20 protein-coding genes are annotated in these 18443 nt (G+C 64.0%); all 20 read left to right on the top strand.

What is annotated here, in order from left to right; translation table 11 throughout:
• The 20 genes from MKP08_RS11325 to MKP08_RS11230 are packed head-to-tail and all read left to right on the top strand — an operon-like array spanning position 1 to position 18443.
• Positions 1–552 (top strand): NADH-quinone oxidoreductase subunit B family protein, encoded by a 552-nt coding sequence (locus MKP08_RS11325; RefSeq protein WP_215228107.1) that lies wholly within the window; start codon positions 1–3, stop codon positions 550–552.
• Positions 549–764, top strand: coding sequence for a hypothetical protein (locus MKP08_RS11320; RefSeq protein ID WP_256970096.1), 216 nt, complete (start codon positions 549–551; stop codon positions 762–764). Before MKP08_RS11325 ends, MKP08_RS11320 begins: the two co-directional genes overlap by 4 nt.
• Positions 761–1612, top strand: a complete 852-nt coding sequence (locus tag MKP08_RS11315) for an NADH-quinone oxidoreductase subunit C (RefSeq protein ID WP_241553914.1) — start codon at positions 761–763, stop codon at positions 1610–1612. The genes MKP08_RS11320 and MKP08_RS11315 overlap by 4 nt, the downstream gene beginning before the upstream one ends.
• On the top strand, positions 1609–2169 hold the full coding sequence (locus MKP08_RS11310) for a hypothetical protein (protein WP_241553913.1): 561 nt from the start codon (positions 1609–1611) through the stop codon (positions 2167–2169). The genes MKP08_RS11315 and MKP08_RS11310 overlap by 4 nt, the downstream gene beginning before the upstream one ends.
• Entirely contained in the window at positions 2166–3380 is a 1215-nt protein-coding gene (locus tag MKP08_RS11305; protein WP_241553912.1) for an NADH-quinone oxidoreductase subunit D, read from the top strand. The genes MKP08_RS11310 and MKP08_RS11305 overlap by 4 nt, the downstream gene beginning before the upstream one ends.
• Positions 3380–4048 carry an NADH-quinone oxidoreductase subunit NuoE gene (gene nuoE / locus MKP08_RS11300; protein WP_241553911.1) on the top strand — a complete coding sequence of 223 codons (669 nt, stop codon included), beginning with the start codon at positions 3380–3382 and terminating at the stop codon, positions 4046–4048. The genes MKP08_RS11305 and nuoE overlap by 1 nt, the downstream gene beginning before the upstream one ends.
• Positions 4042–4206 (top strand): hypothetical protein, encoded by a 165-nt coding sequence (locus MKP08_RS11295; protein WP_241553910.1) that lies wholly within the window; start codon positions 4042–4044, stop codon positions 4204–4206. The genes nuoE and MKP08_RS11295 overlap by 7 nt, the downstream gene beginning before the upstream one ends.
• Complete coding sequence (locus MKP08_RS11290; RefSeq protein WP_241553909.1) at positions 4206–4349, top strand: hypothetical protein; 144 nt, start codon at positions 4206–4208, stop codon at positions 4347–4349. Before MKP08_RS11295 ends, MKP08_RS11290 begins: the two co-directional genes overlap by 1 nt.
• Entirely contained in the window at positions 4349–5632 is a 1284-nt protein-coding gene (gene nuoF, locus MKP08_RS11285; protein WP_241553908.1) for an NADH-quinone oxidoreductase subunit NuoF, read from the top strand. The genes MKP08_RS11290 and nuoF overlap by 1 nt, the downstream gene beginning before the upstream one ends.
• Entirely contained in the window at positions 5632–7635 is a 2004-nt protein-coding gene (gene nuoG, locus MKP08_RS11280) for an NADH-quinone oxidoreductase subunit NuoG (RefSeq protein WP_241553907.1), read from the top strand. The genes nuoF and nuoG overlap by 1 nt, the downstream gene beginning before the upstream one ends.
• Entirely contained in the window at positions 7632–8684 is a 1053-nt protein-coding gene (gene nuoH, locus MKP08_RS11275) for an NADH-quinone oxidoreductase subunit NuoH (protein WP_215228115.1), read from the top strand. Before nuoG ends, nuoH begins: the two co-directional genes overlap by 4 nt.
• On the top strand, positions 8681–9166 hold the full coding sequence (gene nuoI, locus MKP08_RS11270; protein ID WP_215228116.1) for an NADH-quinone oxidoreductase subunit NuoI: 486 nt from the start codon (positions 8681–8683) through the stop codon (positions 9164–9166). Before nuoH ends, nuoI begins: the two co-directional genes overlap by 4 nt.
• 27 nt (positions 9167–9193) lie before the next feature.
• Positions 9194–9823, top strand: a complete 630-nt coding sequence (locus tag MKP08_RS11265; RefSeq protein WP_215228117.1) for an NADH-quinone oxidoreductase subunit J — start codon at positions 9194–9196, stop codon at positions 9821–9823.
• Positions 9824–9869: 46 nt separating this feature from the next.
• Positions 9870–10175: an NADH-quinone oxidoreductase subunit NuoK gene (gene nuoK / locus MKP08_RS11260; RefSeq protein WP_215228118.1), complete on the top strand. Its 306-nt coding sequence runs from the start codon at positions 9870–9872 to the stop codon at positions 10173–10175.
• 6 nt (positions 10176–10181) lie between these two features.
• A complete protein-coding gene (nuoL, locus tag MKP08_RS11255; protein WP_241553906.1) occupies positions 10182–12233 on the top strand; it encodes an NADH-quinone oxidoreductase subunit L in 2052 nt (683 codons plus the stop codon).
• Positions 12233–13804 (top strand): NADH-quinone oxidoreductase subunit M, encoded by a 1572-nt coding sequence (locus MKP08_RS11250; protein ID WP_241553905.1) that lies wholly within the window; start codon positions 12233–12235, stop codon positions 13802–13804. Before nuoL ends, MKP08_RS11250 begins: the two co-directional genes overlap by 1 nt.
• On the top strand, positions 13804–15267 hold the full coding sequence (gene nuoN / locus MKP08_RS11245; RefSeq protein WP_241553904.1) for an NADH-quinone oxidoreductase subunit NuoN: 1464 nt from the start codon (positions 13804–13806) through the stop codon (positions 15265–15267). The genes MKP08_RS11250 and nuoN overlap by 1 nt, the downstream gene beginning before the upstream one ends.
• A gap of 27 nt (positions 15268–15294) precedes the next feature.
• Positions 15295–16005, top strand: a complete 711-nt coding sequence (locus MKP08_RS11240) for a biotin--[acetyl-CoA-carboxylase] ligase (protein WP_241553903.1) — start codon at positions 15295–15297, stop codon at positions 16003–16005.
• Positions 16006–16020: 15 nt separating this feature from the next.
• Positions 16021–16797, top strand: a complete 777-nt coding sequence (locus MKP08_RS11235) for a type III pantothenate kinase (protein WP_241553902.1) — start codon at positions 16021–16023, stop codon at positions 16795–16797.
• Complete coding sequence (locus MKP08_RS11230) at positions 16794–18443, top strand: ribonuclease J (RefSeq protein WP_241553901.1); 1650 nt, start codon at positions 16794–16796, stop codon at positions 18441–18443. The genes MKP08_RS11235 and MKP08_RS11230 overlap by 4 nt, the downstream gene beginning before the upstream one ends.

The following is an 18443-nucleotide window of genomic DNA, read 5'->3' as shown; positions in this document are numbered from 1 at the left end:
ATGACCGACCAAACCACGCTTCCCCCCGCCGCCCAGCCGGGCGAGGTCCGCCATCCGGACCAGGATTATTTCCACGCGCTGCAGACCGAGGTGAACGACAAGGGTTTCCTCGTCACCAGCACCGAGGACCTGTTCAACTGGGCGCGCACCGGCTCGCTCTGGTGGATGACCTTCGGCCTGGCCTGCTGCGCGGTCGAGATGATCCACGTCAACATGCCGCGTTACGATATGGAGCGGTTCGGCGTCGCCCCGCGCGCATCCCCGCGCCAGTCAGACGTGATGATCGTGGCGGGTACCCTGTGCAACAAGATGGCCCCGGCGCTGCGCAAGGTTTACGACCAGATGTCGGACCCGAAATACGTCATCAGCATGGGCAGCTGCGCCAATGGCGGTGGGTATTACCATTACAGCTATTCGGTCGTGCGCGGCTGCGACCGGATCGTGCCGGTCGATATTTACGTTCCCGGATGTCCTCCGACGGCCGAGGCGCTTCTGTACGGCGTGATGCAGCTCCAGCGGAAGATCCGCCGCGTCGGGACAATCGAACGATGAGCGCGCGTGTGACCTTCTCCGGGCGGATAGCCGTTTTTGCGGTAGCTCTGGTTTCGGTTCTCAATGCGCTCGCTCGCCCGAGTACGAGGGAGTTTTTCCTGCGGTCGGCACCGGCCGTGGCCGAGGCGGCGCTGGCTTTGCTCGTCGTGACCGTGGCTGGGGGATTGGCTCTGTTCGCACTGAAGCGGCTGGTAGCGAGAGATATCGGATGACCGTGGTTCATTCCGCCCCCAAGATCGCCTCGAACGAAGGCGTGCGCGATGCGCTTTCCGGTGCGCTCGGCGACATGCTCGTCGAAGCGCGCGAAGAGCATGGCGAGATCCTGCTGCATGTCGCCCGCGACCGGATCGAGGACGCGCTGCGGCTGCTTCGCGACGAGCATGAATACCAACAATTGATGGAGATCGCCGGGGTCGACTACCCCAGCCGGGCCGAGCGGTTCGAAGTCGTCTACATGCTGCTTTCGGTAACGAAGAACCATCGCGTCATGGTGAAAGTGCGCGCGGGTGAACGCACCCCGGTCCCCACGGTTACCACACTCTGGCCGAATGCAGGCTGGCTGGAACGCGAGGTGTTCGACCTCTACGGCGTGCTGTTCGAAGGCAATACCGACCTGCGCCGCATCCTGACCGATTACGGGTTCGAAGGGCATCCCTTCCGCAAGGACTTCCCGCTGACGGGCTATATCGAGCTGCGGTATTCCGAGGAAGAACAGCGGGTGGTGTACGAGCCCGTCGAGCTTGCACAGGATCTGCGGCAATTCGACTTCATGAGCCCTTGGGAAGGCGCCGACTACGTGCTTCCGGGTGATGAAAAGGCGGCCACGCCGCCGGTCGACGAACCTTCCACCACCGACAAGCCCGGCAAGACCGGCGCGGGACCGAAGGCCGACGCGGAAGCGAAGGAACCGGTCGGCGACGATCCGCCCGCAGCGAAGAACGGGGGCACGACCGAGGAGGAGGCGCCCGAGCCGACGCAGAGCCGGGAAGACCGGCCCAAGCGCAAGGGCAAGACGCAGGAAACGAAGCAGGCGACTCAACCGAAGGAAGGCGACCAATGAGGTTGGCTTCTCGCACATCCCTGTTGCTCGCCGGTCTGGCGATGGCCGGCCTCGTCGCTTGCGGCGATTCGACCGCGGACCGTAAGCTGCCCGGTGGCGAGCCGGCGCAGACCGAGGCTGGGCAGGACACGAATGTCGTGCCCGGCGTGGAGCCCAAGGTTTCGGGTTCGGAGCCGGCGGTCGCCGTGTTGCAGCCGATCGGGAAGAACGTCGATGTCGATCTCGGTCCGAACCTAGGTGGCTGCAAGTTCGAGAAGGACGATGCGGTGCTGCTGATCGCGGGTGCGCCCGACGATACGAATGCGCGCGGCATGGGCGTGATCAAGGTCGGCGGCGTCGATCGGCTGATGACAGGGACCACGCCAGGCGGCCCACCCGCGATCGACGCGGGGCCGACGATGACCGATGGCGAATACACCGTGACGGTCGAGCGTGGATCTGGCGACGGCAAATCGGTCGGGGCCGAATCCAGCCAGTGGCCGGCCGACCTGATAGTGCGCAAGGACATGGCGAACGAGCGTCGCTATGCCGATGGAACATGGACGTGCGGCGTATGAGCGGACTGGTACAGGAACGATCCCCCACCACCGAAGGGGAGGAGATCGGCAACTACACGATCAATTTCGGTCCCCAGCATCCAGCGGCGCACGGCGTGCTGCGCATGGTGATGGAGCTGGACGGCGAGATCATCGAGCGCGTCGATCCGCATGTCGGGCTGCTCCACCGCGGCACCGAAAAGCTGATCGAGCACAAGACCTATCTCCAGGCGCTGCCATATTTCGACCGCCTCGACTATTGCAGCCCGCTGTGCATGGAGCACAGCTACGTCCTTGCGATCGAGAAACTGCTTAATCTCAAGGTGCCGATCCGCGCGCAATATCTGCGCGTGCTGTTCGCAGAGCTGACGCGCATTTCCAATCACATGCTCAACATCGGCAGCCATGTGATGGATGTCGGCGCGATGACGCCCAACCTTTGGGTGTTCGAGCTGCGCGAAGACTGCATGAACTTCTTCGAGCGGGCGAGTGGCGCGCGCATGCACAGCGCATGGTTCCGCCCCGGCGGCGTGCATCAGGACGTGCCGCTAAAGCTGCTGACCGATATCGGCGACTGGGTCGACAATCGCCTGCCCGAACTGTTCGGCGATGCGATGAGCCTCGTCATGGACAACCGCATCTTCAAGCAGCGCAATGTCGATATCGCGCTGGTGAGCAAGGCCGATGCGCTGGCCTGGGGTTTCTCCGGTCCGATGATCCGAGCCGCGGGCATTCCGTGGGATCTGCGCAAGAGCCAGCCCTACGACGTTTACGACCGGATGGAGTTCGACATCCCCGTCGGCACCAATTCGGACTGCTACGACCGTTTCATGGTGCGCGTGAAGGAAGTTTACGAAAGCGCGAAGATCATCAAGCAGTGCCTCGCCGAAATGCCCGAAGGGCCGATCGCGGCGGACGATGGCAAGGTGGTCCCACCCAAGCGCGGGCAGATGAAGCAGTCGATGGAAGCTCTCATTCACCACTTCAAGCTCTACACCGAGGGCTTCCACGTGCCCGCAGGCGAAGTCTACGTCGCGACCGAAAGCCCCAAGGGCGAGTTCGGCGTCTATCTCGTCAGCGACGGGTCGAACAAACCCTATCGCTGCAAGATCCGCCCGACCGCGTTTTCGCACCTGCAGGCGATGGACTTCATGTGCGAGGGCCACATGCTGCCTGACGCGACCGCCATCCTCGGCGCGATCGACGTGGTGTTCGGGGAGTGTGATCGATAATGGCTGACCGCACACCCGCACCCGACACACCCGAGCTGCGCGCACGCTGGGGCTCGTTCGCGTTCACCGATGCGTACAAGGCGAAGGCCGACACCGCGATCGCGCGCTATCCAGAGGGGCGGCAGCGGTCGGCGGTAATGCCGCTGCTCGATCTTGCTCAGCGGCAGGTCGGCGAGGAGACGAATACGCAAGGGTGGCTGCCGCTGCCGGTGATCGAGTACGTCGCCGCCTATCTCGACATGCCGGTGATCCGCGTGCTCGAGGTCGCGACGTTCTACTTCATGTACAACATGACGCCGGTCGGTAAGTACCACGTGCAGGTCTGCGGCACGACGCCGTGCATGTTGCGCGGCTCCGATGCCCTGTTCGAAACCTGCCGCAAGCGCGGGATGGTGAAGGGGCACGTCTCGGAAGACGGGTTGTGGACGCTGACCGAGGTCGAGTGCATGGGCAATTGCGCCACCGCGCCGATGGCCCAGATTAACGACGACAATTACGAGGACCTGACGCCCGAGCGGCTCGACGCCATTCTCGACGCCCTGGCGGCGGGCGAGCAGCCCAAGACCGGCACGCAGGAGCCGGGCCGCCACACCAGCGAGCCGGTCGGTGGGCCGACCACACTGAAGGAAATGGTCGAGGAAAATCACGATTACCGGGGTGAATGGTGATGGCGAAGGCTGGCTTTCCCGTGATCGGCGTTGTTTTTCTCGTCCTGGCGGCCATTAATATGCTGCGGGGCGATAACTGGATCGTATGGCTGATCCTGGGGGTCGTGTTCGGCGGGCTCGGTATCTTCCGCTCCAGGAAGACCGGAGGTGGTAACTGATGCCCGCCTCGGTCCTGACGCTCATCGTCGCGCTGATCCTGGTGGTCATCGCGTGGAAGGTTTTTAGCGGCGTCGTGAAGACGCTCGCTCTGCTCGCGATCTTGGTGGTCGCGGCCGTTTTCGTGTTCGGAGGTTTCGCCTGATGCTGGCCGATAAGGATCGCATCTTTACCAATCTCTACGGCTTCCAGGATTGGGGCCTCGATGCCGCGCGCAAGCGGGGCGATTGGGACGATACCAAGGCCATCCTCGCGCGTGGCCAGGACGCCATCATCGACGAGATCAAGGCATCGGGCCTGCGCGGGCGCGGCGGTGCGGGCTTCCCGACCGGCATGAAGTGGTCCTTCATGCCCAAGGAATCGAAGGACGGTCGCCCCAGCTTCCTCGTCATCAATGCCGACGAATCCGAGCCTGGATCGTGCAAGGACCGCGAGATCATCCGCCACGACCCGCACAAGCTGATCGAAGGCGCGCTGGTCGCGGGCTTCGCGATGCGCGCGCGCGCGGCCTATATCTACATTCGCGGCGAATATATTCGCGAGGCGGAAGTGCTGCAGGCCGCGATCGACCAGGCCTACGACGCCGGGCTGATCGGCAAGGATGCGTGCGGCTCGGGCTATGATTACGATGTGTTCCTGCACCGCGGGGCGGGCGCCTACATCTGCGGCGAAGAGACCGCGATGATCGAGAGCCTGGAGGGCAAGAAGGGCCAGCCGCGGCTCAAACCGCCGTTCCCGGCGGGCGCAGGCCTCTACGGCTGCCCCACGACGGTCAACAACGTCGAATCGATCGCAGTCGCGCCGACCATCATGCGCCGTGGCGGCACCTGGTTCGACAGCTTCGGACGCGAGAAGAACTCGGGCACCAAGCTGTTCCAGATCAGCGGTCATGTCGAGCGTCCCTGCGTGGTCGAGGAAGCGATGAGCATTCCCTTCCGCGAACTGATCGAACGCCACGCGGGTGGCATCACCGGCGGGTGGGACAACCTGCTGGCGGTGATCCCGGGCGGCTCTTCCGTCCCGCTCGTCCCGGCCGAGCAGATCATGGACGCGCCGATGGATTTCGATGGGCTGAAGGATCTGGGCAGCGGCCTGGGCACTGCAGCGGTGATCGTGATGGACAAGTCCACCGACATCGTGCGCGCCATCAGCCGCATCAGCTATTTCTACAAGCACGAGAGCTGCGGCCAGTGCACCCCGTGTCGCGAGGGTACGGGCTGGATGTGGCGCGTGATGGAGCGCCTGCGCACCGGCGACGCCGCGATCGACGAAATCGACATGCTGCAGCAGGTTACCAAACAGGTCGAAGGCCACACCATCTGCGCGCTGGGCGACGCGGCGGCCTGGCCGATCCAGGGGCTGATCCGCCACTTCCGCCCCGAGCTCGAGCGGCGGATCGAAGAGAACTTGCCGGAGGCGGCCGAATAATGCCTAAAGTTACCGTAGACGGACAGGAAATCGAGGTTCCGGACGGCGCGACCGTGCTGCAGGCCTGCGAGATGGCGGGCAAGGAAATCCCGCGTTTCTGCTATCACGAGCGGCTGAGCATCGCGGGAAATTGCCGCATGTGCCTGGTCGAAGTGAAGCCCGGGCCGCCCAAGCCGCAGGCGAGCTGCGCGTTGCCTGCGACCGACGGCCAGGAAATCCGCACCGATACCGAGATGGTGAAGACCGCGCGCGAAGGCGTGATGGAATTCCTGCTCATCAACCACCCGCTCGACTGCCCGATCTGCGACCAGGGCGGCGAGTGCGACCTGCAGGACCAGAGCCTGATGTATGGCCGCGGCGGCTCGCGCTATCACGAGAACAAGCGCGCGGTGACCGAGAAATATATGGGCCCGCTGATCAAGACGATCATGACCCGCTGCATCCACTGCACCCGCTGCGTGCGCTTCTCGGAAGAGATCGCGGGCGTGGACGAGATCGGCGCGCTCTATCGCGGCGAGGATATGCAGATCACGACCTATCTGGAGCAGGCGGCCAAGCACGAACTCTCGGCCAACGTGATCGATCTGTGCCCGGTTGGGGCGCTGACTTCGCGGCCCTATGCGTTCGAGGCGCGGCCCTGGGAGCTCAAGAAGACCCTCAGCATCGATGTGTCCGACGCGGTCGGGGCGAACATCCGCCTCGACAGCCGCGGGCGCGAGGTCATGCGGGCGCTTCCGCGCGTGAACGACGAGGTCAACGAAGAGTGGCTGTCGGACAAGGGCCGCTACATGGTCGACGGCCTGACCCGGCGTCGGCTCGACCAGGTCTGGATTCGAAAGAGCGGCAAGCTGCAGCCCGCCGGTTGGGACGAGGCGTTCAAAGCGATCGCCAAGGCGAAGCCGGGCAACAGCATCGCGGCGGTCGCTGGCGACATGCTCGATTGCGAAACGATGTTCGCGGCAAAGAAGCTGCTCGGCGCATTGGGGTCGGATCTGCTGGAAGGTCGCCAGACCGGAATGGACTACCCGACCGACAACCTCGCGGCGGTCAATTTCAACTCGACGCTGCAGGGTATCGAAACCGCCGACGCCGTGCTGATCGTGGGCAGCCATGTCCGCTGGGAAGCGGCGCTTCTGAACGTCCGGCTGCGCCGCGCGGTCAAGCATGGGGCCAAGGTGTTCGTGGTCGGTCCGCATTGGGACACGACCTACGACGCGGAATTCCTCGGCGACGATGCCGCCATGCTCCACGATCTGCCCGCGCATGTCGGCGAAGCTTTTGCCAAGGCGGAGCGTCCGGCCGTGATCGTCGGGGCAGGCGGGCTTGCGGCGGGAGCGCTGCAGGCAGCGCTGGGCTTCGTCGCGGAGTGGAACCTCGTTCGCGAGGACTGGAACGGGTTCAACGTCCTGCACACCTCCGCCGCGCGGATGGGCGGGCTGATGCTCGGCTACGCGCAGAAGGGCGGTATTGCGGATATTGCGAAAGCAGCACCCAAGGTCCTGCTTTCGCTGGGCGCGGATGAGATGGATTACACCCCCTTCGCCGACAGCCTGAAGGTCTATATCGGCCACCACGGCGACAAAGGCGCGCATGCGGCGGACATCATCCTCCCCGCTGCGTCCTACGCCGAGAAGGACGGGACCTACGTCAACCTGGAAGGGCGCGTGCAATTCGCGGAAAAAGCGGTGTTCGCGCCCGGTGACGCGCGGGAAGACTGGACGATCCTGCGCGCTCTGGCCGACGCGCTGGAGGTCTCCGTCGGGTTCGACAGCTTCGCCGAATTGCAGGCCGCAATGATCCGCGAAGTACAAGCTTTGGGCGAGGAAGGCCTAGCCGACCTCGGCAAACTCCCGAAAGCGAAGGCGACGAAGGCGAAGGGCCGGATCACCTACCCGATCGCCGACTTCTACCTGACCAATCCGATCGCCCGGGCAAGCGCGGTGATGCAGCAATGCTCCGCGGAACTGCTCCATGGCGATGAAGTGCTGGAGGCCGCGGAATGACCGAGTTCTTCCAGGGCTGGGGCATGAGCTACGAATGGGCGTGGTTCGTCGCGACCATCGCCGGCATCCTGCTGATCGCGCTGCCGGTGATGCTGGCGGTGGCGATAGTGATCTATTTCGACCGCAAAATCTGGGCTGCCATGGCGCTGCGCCGGGGGCCCAACGTGGTCGGGCCGTTCGGCCTGCTGCAAAGCTTCGCCGACGGGTTGAAGGTGTTCCTGCAGGAAACCATCATCCCGAGCGCGGCGAACAAGGGCCTGTTCCTGCTCGCACCCATCATCACTTTCACCGTTGCGCTGGCCGCGTGGGCGGTGATTCCGTTCAATTCGGGTGCGGTGCTGGCGAACATCAATGTCGGCCTTCTGTACGTGCTCGCGATCAGTTCGCTGGGCGTTTACGGCGTCGTCATCGCGGGCTGGGCGTCGAACTCGAAATACCCGTTTTTCTCCGCGATGCGCGCCGCGGCGCAGATGATCAGCTACGAGGTCTCGATCGGCTTCATCCTGATCTGCGTGATCCTCTACGCCAATACCAGCAGCATGCTCGGCATCGTGGAGGCGCAGCGCGGCTATGGCCTCGGCTTCGTCAACGGGTTCTTCTTCAACATCCTGCTGTTTCCGGTCTGGGTCATGTTCCTCATCTCCAGTCTGGCTGAGACCGCGCGCGCGCCGTTCGACCTGACCGAGGCGGAAAGCGAACTCGTCGCGGGGTACCAGACCGAATACAGCTCGATGAGCTTCGCGCTCTACTGGCTCGGCGAGTACGCCAACGTGCTGCTGATGTGCACACTCAACGCGGTGCTGTTCTTCGGCGGCTACCTGCCCCCGTTCGACTGGGCGCCGCTCTACTGGATCCCGGGCTGGATCTGGCTGTTCGCGAAGATCCTGTTCTTCTTCTTCGTCTTCAGCTGGGTGAAGGCGACCGTTCCGCGCTATCGCTACGACCAGCTGATGCGTCTGGGGTGGAAGGTGTTCCTTCCGCTGAGCCTGTTCTTCGTCGTCGTCGTCAGTGGATGGCTGATGCTCACCCGTTATGGAGGCGCGGCATGACTGCTGCCCAGCTCATAAAATCGTTTACCCTGTGGGAATTCGTGAAGGCGCATGCCCTCACGCTGAAGTATTTCTTCAAGCCCAAGGCGACGATCAACTACCCTTACGAGAAGAACCCGCTGAGCCCGCGTTTCCGTGGCGAGCATGCGCTGCGCCGCTATCCCAATGGCGAGGAACGCTGCATCGCGTGCAAGCTGTGCGAGGCGATCTGCCCGGCGCAGGCAATCACGATCGAGAGCGAGCCGCGCGACGACGGCAGCCGCCGCACCACGCGCTACGACATCGACATGACGAAGTGCATCTATTGCGGCTTCTGTCAGGAGGCGTGCCCGGTCGATGCGATCGTGGAAGGCCCGAACTTCGAATATTCGACCGAGACGCGCGAGGAACTCCTCTACGACAAGGCGAAACTGCTGGCGAACGGGGACAAGTGGGAGCGGGCGATCGCCGCGAACCTTGAAGCCGACGCGCCGTATCGTTAACCGCGCCGCAGACCGAACCGGGGCCCCATGATTCACGTTCTCGCCTTTTACCTGTTTGCGGTGCTGGTTGTCGCCAGCGGCGTGCTCACCATCATGAGCCGCAATCCCGTGCATTCGGTGCTCTGGCTCATCCTCGCCTTCTTCAACGCGGCGGGCCTGATGATCCTGCTCGGTGCCGAATTCATCGCGATGCTGCTGGTGATCGTCTATGTCGGCGCGGTCGCGGTGCTGTTCCTGTTCGTCGTCATGATGCTCGACATCGATTTCGCCGAGCTGCGTGCCGGGTTCGTGAAGAACTTCCCGATCGGGATTGCGATCGCGCTGGTCCTGCTTGCCGAGCTGGTGCTGGGTATCGGCGCGTACCGGGCCGGCTCGCTTGAGCTCGGAACGCCGGACGGCACAGCCGCGCCGATCGCCGGGGCGAGCAACATCCAGTCGATGGGTGCGCTGCTCTACGGCAAGTACCTGTTCCTGTTCGAAAGCGCGGGAATCATCCTGCTCGTCGCGATGATCGGCGCGATCGTGCTGACCCACCGCGAGCGGGCGCGCCACGGTCGCCGCGAGACTCATCAGAACATCGGTCGCCAGGTGTCACGCCGCCCGCAGGACGCGACCGAAATGAAGAACCCCGAAGTGGGCAAGGGAGTCGAGCTGTGACCCTTCGACAGGCTCAGGGCGAGCGCCATACAGGAGCACTCCGCGCATGATCGGGATCGAACACTATGTCGTCGTCGGCGCGATCCTGTTCGTGCTCGGCGTGCTGGGGATCTTCCTCAATCGCAAGAACGTGATCGTCATCCTGATGGCGATCGAGCTGATCCTGCTGGCGGTGAACATCAACCTCGTTGCGTTCTCCAGCTTCCTCGGCGATCTGACCGGGCAGGTGTTCGCGATGTTCGTGCTGACCGTCGCCGCGGGCGAGGCGGCGATCGGTCTGGCGATCCTCGTCATCTTCTTCCGTGACCGGGGCACCATCGCGGTCGACGACGTCAACGAGATGAAGGGGTAGGGGCCCGTGATCGAGATCATCGTCTTCCTGCCATTGCTGGCAGCGATCGCTGCCGGGCTGGCCAACAAGGCTCTGCCCGCGGCCTTCGCCAAGCTGGTGACGACCGTCGCGCTGTTCGTGGCGTGCGGCCTCAGCTGGCCGATCTTCCTGGGCTTCCTCGGCGGATCGATGACCGCGCATGTCGTGCCGGTGCTGTCGTGGGTCCAGTCCGGCGACCTGTCGTTCGATTGGGCCCTGCGCGTCGACACGCTGACGGCGGTGATGCTGGTGGTGGTGACCAGCGTTTCGGCGCTCGTTCACCTCTATAGCTGGGGCTATATGGAGGAGGACCCGGATCAGCCGCGCTTCTTCGCCTATCTCAGCCTGTTCACCTTTGCGATGCTGATGCTGGTGACGGCTAACAACCTCGTCCAGATGTTCTTCGGATGGGAAGGGGTCGGCCTGGCGTCCTATCTGCTGATCGGTTTCTGGTTCCGGAAGCCGAGTGCCAGCGCCGCGGCGATCAAGGCGTTCGTGGTCAACCGCGTGGGCGACCTCGGCTTCATGCTCGGTATCTTCGGCACCTTCCTGGTGTTCGGGACCACTTCGATCCCTGAAATCCTCGCCGCCGCACCGGGTATGAGCGGGAGCAGCATAACCTTTGCCGGGATGCGGCTGCAGACGATGGACATCCTCTGCATCCTCCTGTTCATCGGCGCGATCGGCAAATCGGCTCAGCTCGGCCTGCACACCTGGTTGCCCGACGCGATGGAGGGCCCGACCCCGGTCTCCGCGCTGATCCACGCCGCGACTATGGTGACCGCAGGCGTCTTCATGGTGTGCCGCCTGTCTCCCATGTTCGAGACCGCGCCGACCGCGCTTGCCTTCGTCACCTTCATCGGCGGCGCGACCTGCCTGTTCGCGGCCACGATCGGTACGACGCAGTGGGACATCAAGCGGGTCATCGCCTATTCGACGTGTTCGCAGCTGGGCTACATGTTCTTCGCCGCAGGTGTGGGTGCTTATGGCGTGGCGATGTTCCACCTGTTCACGCACGCCTTCTTCAAGGCGCTGCTGTTCCTGGGCGCAGGCTCGGTCATCCATTCGATGCACCACGAGCAGGACATGCGCTACTACGGCGCGCTGCGTAAGCGTATCCCGATCACGTTCTGGGCAATGATGGCCGGTACGCTGGCGATTACCGGGGTAGGTATCGCGGGCGTGTTCGGCTTCGCGGGCTTCTATTCGAAGGACGCGATTTTGGAGGTCGCCTTCGCGCGCGGCACCGGCGTGTCCAACTTCGCCTTCTGGGCGGGCGCGGTCGCTGCGCTGCTGACCAGCTTCTATAGCTGGCGGCTGATGTTCCTGACCTTCTGGGGCAAGCCGCGCTGGGCGGACAGCGAGCATATCCAGCACGCCGTCCACCATGGACACGACGAGCCGGAACACGGCAATCCGCCGATCCAGGAAGATGCCGGGGACTCTCCCAAGCACCACGTTCCCGAACCCGAGGAGCGAGACGGTACGGCTGGGTACTCTCCGCACGAGAGCCCGTGGGTCATGCTGATCCCGCTGATCGTGCTGAGCATCGGCGCGGTATTCGCCGGCTTCGTGTTCACGCATCCCTTCGTGGAGGGAGAAGGCTTCTGGGCAGGGTCGATCTTCTACAACGAAGCCCTGATCCATGCCGCACACAACGTGCCGACGCTGATCAAATGGTCGGCGACGATCGCGATGCTGATCGGCCTGCTGGCTGCATGGACCGGCTACATCCGCAACACCTCGCTGCCGGAGCGTGCGGCGGACCAGCTCGGCCCGGTTTATCGCTTCCTGCTCAACAAGTGGTATTTCGACGAGCTCTACAACGCGATCTTCGTGCGCCCCGCGTTCTGGATCGGTCGCAAGCTGTGGAACTGGGTCGACATCGGCACGATCGATCGCTTCGGCCCCGACGGTGCCGCCTGGGTGGTTCAGCGTGGCTCGGTCTACGCGAAGAGGATCCAGTCCGGTTACCTCTATAGCTACGCGCTAGTGATGCTGCTCGGCGTCATTGCCGCGGTGACGTGGGCGCTGCGCTAATGGAAGGGTTTCCCATTCTCTCGTTGATGCTGTTGGTCCCGCTGGTCGGGGCGATCATCTGTTTCTTCGTTTCCGCGGGTACGGCGCGTTGGGTCGCTCTCGCCGCGACGACGCTCGATCTGCTGCTCGCTATCGCGCTGTGGGCGAATTTCGATATCGGCGGCGCGCAGTGGCAGTTTCAGGAGCGGCACGATATGTTCGCGGGCTTCTCCTACGCCCTCGGGATCGACGGGATCGCGCTGCTGCTGATCGTGCTGAGCGCCTTCCTGATGCCGATCTGCATCCTCGCCAGCTGGGATGGCATCCAGAAGCGGGTCGGCGAATACATGGCTGCGTTCCTGGTCATGGAACTGCTGATGATCGGCGTGTTCGCGGCGCAGGACCTGTTCCTGTTCTACATCTTCTTCGAAGCCGGCCTGATCCCGATGTACCTGATCATCGGTATCTGGGGCGGGACCGACCGCATCTACGCGAGCTTCAAGTTCTTCCTCTACACGCTGCTCGGATCGGTGCTGATGCTGGTCGCGATGCTGTGGATGGCGAATGTCGCGGGTACCACCGACATTCCCACGCTCATGCAGTACGACTTCCCAGCGGGGGCGCAGACCTGGCTGTGGCTGGCATTCTTCGCCAGCTTCGCGGTGAAGATGCCGATGTTCCCGGTCCACACCTGGCTGCCCGCCGCGCACGTGCAGGCGCCGACAGCTGGCTCGGTCATCCTGGCAGGCGTGCTGCTGAAGATGGGCGGCTACGGCTTCATCCGGTTCAGCCTGCCCATGTTCCCGGACGCGAGCGCGCAGTTCATGTGGCTGATCTTCGCGCTGTCGATGGTCGCGGTGGTCTATGCCAGCCTCGTTGCGCTGGTTCAGCCCGACATGAAGAAGCTGATCGCCTACTCCTCGGTCGCGCACATGGCGATCGTCACCGCGGGCCTGTTCGCGTTCAACGTGCAGGGGCTGGAAGGCGGCATGATCATGATGCTCAGCCACGGTCTGGTTTCGGGCGCGCTGTTCCTGTGCGTCGGCGTGATCTACGACCGCCTGCATACGCGTGAGATTTCGCGCTATGGCGGCCTCGCGATCAACATGCCGCGCTATGCCGCGTTCTTCCTGTTCTTCACCATGGCGAGCATCGGCCTGCCGGGCACCAGCGGCTTCGTGGCGGAATTCGTCAGCCTCGCGGGCGTTTACGAAATGTCGAGCACGACCACGCTGGTGCTGACGACCGGCATCATTCTGGGCGCGGCCTATATGCTTTATCTCTACCGTCGCGTGGTGTTCGGCGAACAGGTCAACGCCGATGCGGCGGCAATGAAGGACATGAATGTGCGTGAATGGGTGATGCTGGCGCCGATTACGGCGGCGGTGCTGTGGATGGGCATCTATCCCGAAAGCTTCATCGCGCCCATGCGGAACGACATTGCCGCGATCGAGGCGCGGCTTGCCCGTACGACTCCGGCCGGCGATGCTGAACTGTCAGCGGGACCTCCGAAACCGCACAATGCGAATTACGTCGCCGCGCATGGCGAAGGCGAAGCGGCCGGTGAAGCTGCGGGCGAGGGGGCGCACTGATGGATTTCGGTTCTTCCCTGTCGCTGATCGTGCCGGAACTGCTGCTGAGCCTTTCGGGCCTGGCGTTGCTGCTCGTCGCGGCCTGGGCGGGTGACGGCGCGAGCCGCCTCGTCAGCATACTGGCGGCAACCGCGCTGGGCGCGGCCTTCGTCATCGTCTTTCCAACGGTGTGGACCGGTGCCGCCGGGCCGGACACGATCGCTTTCGGCGGCCAGTTCCGCGCGGATGCCTTCGCCGGGTTCGCGAAGCTGCTGATCTACCTGTCGGGCATCGCCTGTCTGATGATCGCGCCGCGTTTCTTCGCCCGCGTCGATACGATGCGCGCGGAGTACCCGATCCTGATCCTGTTCGCGACGCTTGGCATGGGCATCATGGTGTCGGCGGGCGATCTGCTGACGCTCTATATCGGGCTCGAGCTCAACAGCCTGTCGGCCTATGTGCTCGCCAGTATCCTGCGTGCCGACAGCCGCTCGGCCGAGGCCGGGCTGAAATACTTCGTGCTGGGCGCTCTCGCCTCGGGCATTCTGCTCTACGGTATGAGCCTGACCTACGGCTTCACCGGCACCACCACCTTCGAAGGGATCCGTGCGGCTCAGGCGGCAGGCCTGTCGACCGGTGCGCTGTTCGGCCTGATCTTCGTGCTGGCGGGCCTGGCGTTCAAGATCAGCGCCGTGCCGTTCCACATGTGGACGCCCGACGTTTACGAAGGCGCGCCCACGCCCGTCACCACCTTCTTCGCCACCGCGCCGAAAGTGGCCGCCATCGCCCTGACCGCCCGTGTGGCGCTGGAGGCGTTCGGCAGCCAGGTCGATGCATGGCGGCAGATCGTGATCTTCGCCGCGCTGGCGTCGATCGTGGTCGGCGCGCTGGGCGCGATCGGGCAGAACAACCTGAAGCGCCTGCTCGCCTATTCTTCGATCAACAATGTCGGCTTCATCCTGATCGGCCTCGCAGCGGCGACGGTAGCGGGCATGAGCGCGATGTTAGTCTATCTCGTGATCTATGTCGCGATGTCGCTGGGCAGCTTCGTGGCCCTCCTCATGCTGCGCGACGCAGATGGTAGGCAACTGGAGACGTTTGACGACATCGCGGGGCTTTCAACCACGAAGCCAGCCGTGGCCTGGTGCCTGCTGCTGGTCATGTTCAGCCTTGCGGGCATTCCGCCGCTGTTCGGCTTCTGGGCGAAGTTCGTGGTATTCCAGGCAGCGGTCGAGGCCGATCTGGTCGCGCTGGCGGCAATCGGCATCGCGGCGAGCGTGATCGGCGCGTTCTACTACCTGAAGTTCGTGAAGGTCATGTTCTTCGATGAGCCGGTCGACCGCGTTAAGGAGAAGGCGCTGGTATCGGAATGGGTCGTGCTGATCCTCGCGACGCTGTTCATTTCGCCGTTCGGCTATTTCCTCACCGTTCTGCTGGGGCGTCTTGCGGATGGTGCGGCGGCGGCCATCTTCCCTGCGGCGTGACGAGAATGCTGCCGAGCGACGCCCTCCTTGCTTGAGGTCGTAGCCGAAACCGGCTCGACCAATGCCGATCTGCTAGCGCGGGTCGCCGCAGGCGAAATGGTCCGGGAAGGCGACTGGCTCCTGGCCGACTGTCAGAAGGCGGGCAGGGGGCGGCAGGGCCGCGAATGGTTCGACAGTCGTGGTAACTTCATGGGTTCCACCGTGGTGCGCCTGCTCCCCACCGACCCAGCCGCGCACTCGCTCTCGCTGATGGCGGGGCTCGCTTTGCACGAGGCGGTGGCACCGCTATGTCCGCCGCATATTCCCAGCACCCTGAAATGGCCGAACGACGTGTTGCTGGGCGGCGCCAAGCTTGCGGGAATTCTTCTCGAGCGGACGGGCGACGTGATCGTTGTGGGGATCGGGGTGAACCTGGCCGCTGTTCCCGCTCTTCCCGATCGGGAGACGGTCGCCTTGTCCGCATTCGGACCGGCACCCGACAGGGATGCGTTTGCCGCCACCCTGGCGCAGGCGTTCGCGCAGGAGCTTGGGCGCTGGCGCAATTACGGGCTCGATCCGCAAATTCGGCGCTGGTTGGCCGTGGGCACTCCGATCGGCCAGAGAATTACGGTACACGATCCGTCCGGCGACAAGCTGACGGGGCAGTTCGCCGGACTCGATAGCGACGGCACATTGATGATGCGTTTGGATGACGGGCGAGAACGTGCCATTCACGCGGGCGACGTGATCCTCGCCTGAAGGAACTGAACGGATATGCTGCTCGCCATAGACGTCGGCAACACCAATGTCGTCTTCGCCCTGTTCAAGGGGCGCGAAATCCTGGCGCGCTGGCGCATCGCCACCGATCCGCGTCGCACGGGCGACGAGTATGCGGTGTGGCTGTTGCAACTGCTAGCGATCGAGGGCTGGTCGAAGAGCGATATCGACCGGATCATCTTCGCGTCGGTCGTCCCGCGAGCGGTCCACAACCTCTCCGTGCTGGCAGATAAGTATTTCGGCATCGATCCCATCGTCGCAGGTCAGGGTTCAGCCGACTGGGGCATCGCCGTCGATGTGGAGGAGCCGCGCTCGCTAGGTGCCGATCGCGCGCTCAACGCAATCGCGGCCCATGCCAGACATGACGGCGACCTGATCGTGATCGATTTCGGCACCGCGACCACCTTCGACGCGGTGGATTACAACGGGGCGTACAAGGGCGGTATCATCGCGCCTGGGATCAATCTCTCGCTCGATGCGCTGGTGAACAACACCGCGAAACTGCCACGGATCGCCATCGCCTCGCCGGAGAGCGACAGTGTCATCGGCCGCAACACGGAGGACCAGATGCTGATCGGGGTGTTCTGGGGCTACGTTGCGATGATGGAAGGGCTGATCGCCCGCATGCGCAGCGAAATCGGCCGTCCGGCGAAGGTTATCGCGACCGGCGGCCTCGCCATCCTGTTCGATCGCCACACCAGTATCTTCGACGCCGTCGAAGCCGACCTTACCCTCGAAGGCCTTGCCATCCTGGCCGAACGGAGCGCCGCTTGAAGAAAAATTACACGCCCGAAGACGAATTGCTGTTCCTGGCCCTGGGCGGGTCTGGAGAGATCGGCATGAACGTCAATCTCTACGGCTGTCAGGGCAAATGGCTGATGGTCGATCTGGGCATGACCTTCGGTGCCAACGAGTATCCCGGGACGGAGCTGGTCTTCGCCGATCTCGATTTCATCGAGGAGCGGGTCGACGATCTGCTCGGCATCGTGCTGACCCACGCGCATGAGGATCACATCGGTGCCCTGCCGTATTTCGCCGCCGACCTGGGCGTGCCGCTATACGCAACGCCCTTCACCGCGGACCTGATCCGGCGAAAGCTGGAGGAGGCCGGTATCGCCGGCGATGTCGAACTGAACGTGATCGAGGAGGATCACGGCGAGATCGCCCTGGGCCCGTTCACCGTCACCTACATTCCGCTTGCCCATTCGATCGCGGAAGGCAACGCCCTCCTGATCGACACGCCGCATGGGCGCATTTTCCACACCGGCGACTGGAAGCTGGACGAGGATCCGATCATCGGCGCTCCGACCACGGAGGAGGAACTGCGTACGATCGGAGACGAGGGCGTGCTGGCGCTGGTGTGCGACAGCACCAACGTCTTCAATCCCGAGCCGAGCGGATCCGAAGGCGCGGTCTATCGCGGTATCCTGGACGAGGTGAAGCGCTGGTCGGGCAGGCGGGTGCTGGTGACCACCTTCGCATCCAACGTGGCACGCCTGCATACGCTGGGCGAAGTGGCGAAGGCTACCGGTCGCCAGCTGTGCATCGCCGGGCGCTCGCTCGACCGGATTATCGAAGTGGCGCGGGACAATGGCTATCTCGACGATTTTCCCGACGTCGTGGACTGGAATACCGCCATGGGCCTGCCGCGGGGCGAGGTGCTGATCATGGCGACCGGCGGGCAGGGGGAGCCGCGCGCCGCGCTATCGCGCATCGCGGAAGAGAACCATCCACTGGAGCTCACCCGTGGCGACGTCGTCCTGTTTTCCAGTCGGCAGATCCCCGGGAACGAGATCAGCATCGGTCGGGTGCAGAACCGCCTGGCGGAACGCGGCATCGTCATGGTGACCGACCGGCAGAGCATGATCCACGTGTCTGGCCATCCGGGGCGTCCCGAACTGCTTGCTCTTTACGAGTGGATCCGCCCCGATGTTCTCGTGCCGGTTCACGGCGAAGTCCGGCATATGCAGGAACAGGCGCGGCTCGGTCTGGAGCATGGCATCCCGTCCGCCGTGGCGCAGTCGAACGGCGATATCGTACGGCTCGCTCCCGGTAAGCCGGGCCGCATCGCGCAGGTCGAAACGGGCCGTCTGGTCCTGGATGGCGATATCATCGTACCGGCGGATGGGGATAGCATCGTCATGCGCCGCCGCCTGTCGCGCGACGGCATCGTGATCGTGCTTCTCGAAGCCGATGGCTCGGCGCGAGTGGAGAGCTTCGGCCTGCCGCTGGACGAGGATCAAGCTGCATTTGTGGAAGAGGCTGAGCGCGATATTGCCTCCGCCATCGCCAAGCTGGGGCGGCGCGAGCGTGGTGATTCGGCGCAGCAGTGCGAGGCAGCCCGCCTTGCCGCCCGCCGTGCGGCCGGTCGCTGGTCGGGCAAGCGGCCTCAGGTTCGCGTATTCGAGATCGGGGCCTGA

The sequence above is a fragment of the Erythrobacter sp. LQ02-29 genome, from assembly GCF_022576075.2.
Classification (GTDB): Bacteria; Pseudomonadota; Alphaproteobacteria; order Sphingomonadales; family Sphingomonadaceae; genus Alteriqipengyuania.
Note: the sequence above shows the minus strand (reverse complement) of the source record. Positions and strands in the feature narration are given on the sequence as shown.

Bases quoted from the DNA above. Each gene is read 5' to 3' on its own strand.
- MKP08_RS11325 (WP_215228107.1), top strand. From the start codon at position 1: ATGACCGACCAAACCACGCTTCCCCCCGCCGCCCAGCCGGGCGAGGTC.
- MKP08_RS11320 (WP_256970096.1), top strand. From the start codon at position 549: ATGAGCGCGCGTGTGACCTTCTCCGGGCGGATAGCCGTTTTTGCGGTA.
- MKP08_RS11315 (WP_241553914.1), top strand. From the start codon at position 761: ATGACCGTGGTTCATTCCGCCCCCAAGATCGCCTCGAACGAAGGCGTG.
- MKP08_RS11310 (WP_241553913.1), top strand. From the start codon at position 1,609: ATGAGGTTGGCTTCTCGCACATCCCTGTTGCTCGCCGGTCTGGCGATG.
- MKP08_RS11305 (WP_241553912.1), top strand. From the start codon at position 2,166: ATGAGCGGACTGGTACAGGAACGATCCCCCACCACCGAAGGGGAGGAG.
- nuoE (WP_241553911.1), top strand. From the start codon at position 3,380: ATGGCTGACCGCACACCCGCACCCGACACACCCGAGCTGCGCGCACGC.
- MKP08_RS11295 (WP_241553910.1), top strand. From the start codon at position 4,042: ATGGTGATGGCGAAGGCTGGCTTTCCCGTGATCGGCGTTGTTTTTCTC.
- MKP08_RS11290 (WP_241553909.1), top strand. From the start codon at position 4,206: ATGCCCGCCTCGGTCCTGACGCTCATCGTCGCGCTGATCCTGGTGGTC.
- nuoF (WP_241553908.1), top strand. From the start codon at position 4,349: ATGCTGGCCGATAAGGATCGCATCTTTACCAATCTCTACGGCTTCCAG.
- nuoG (WP_241553907.1), top strand. From the start codon at position 5,632: ATGCCTAAAGTTACCGTAGACGGACAGGAAATCGAGGTTCCGGACGGC.
- nuoH (WP_215228115.1), top strand. From the start codon at position 7,632: ATGACCGAGTTCTTCCAGGGCTGGGGCATGAGCTACGAATGGGCGTGG.
- nuoI (WP_215228116.1), top strand. From the start codon at position 8,681: ATGACTGCTGCCCAGCTCATAAAATCGTTTACCCTGTGGGAATTCGTG.
- MKP08_RS11265 (WP_215228117.1), top strand. From the start codon at position 9,194: ATGATTCACGTTCTCGCCTTTTACCTGTTTGCGGTGCTGGTTGTCGCC.
- nuoK (WP_215228118.1), top strand. From the start codon at position 9,870: ATGATCGGGATCGAACACTATGTCGTCGTCGGCGCGATCCTGTTCGTG.
- MKP08_RS11250 (WP_241553905.1), top strand. From the start codon at position 12,233: ATGGAAGGGTTTCCCATTCTCTCGTTGATGCTGTTGGTCCCGCTGGTC.
- nuoN (WP_241553904.1), top strand. From the start codon at position 13,804: ATGGATTTCGGTTCTTCCCTGTCGCTGATCGTGCCGGAACTGCTGCTG.
- MKP08_RS11235 (WP_241553902.1), top strand. From the start codon at position 16,021: ATGCTGCTCGCCATAGACGTCGGCAACACCAATGTCGTCTTCGCCCTG.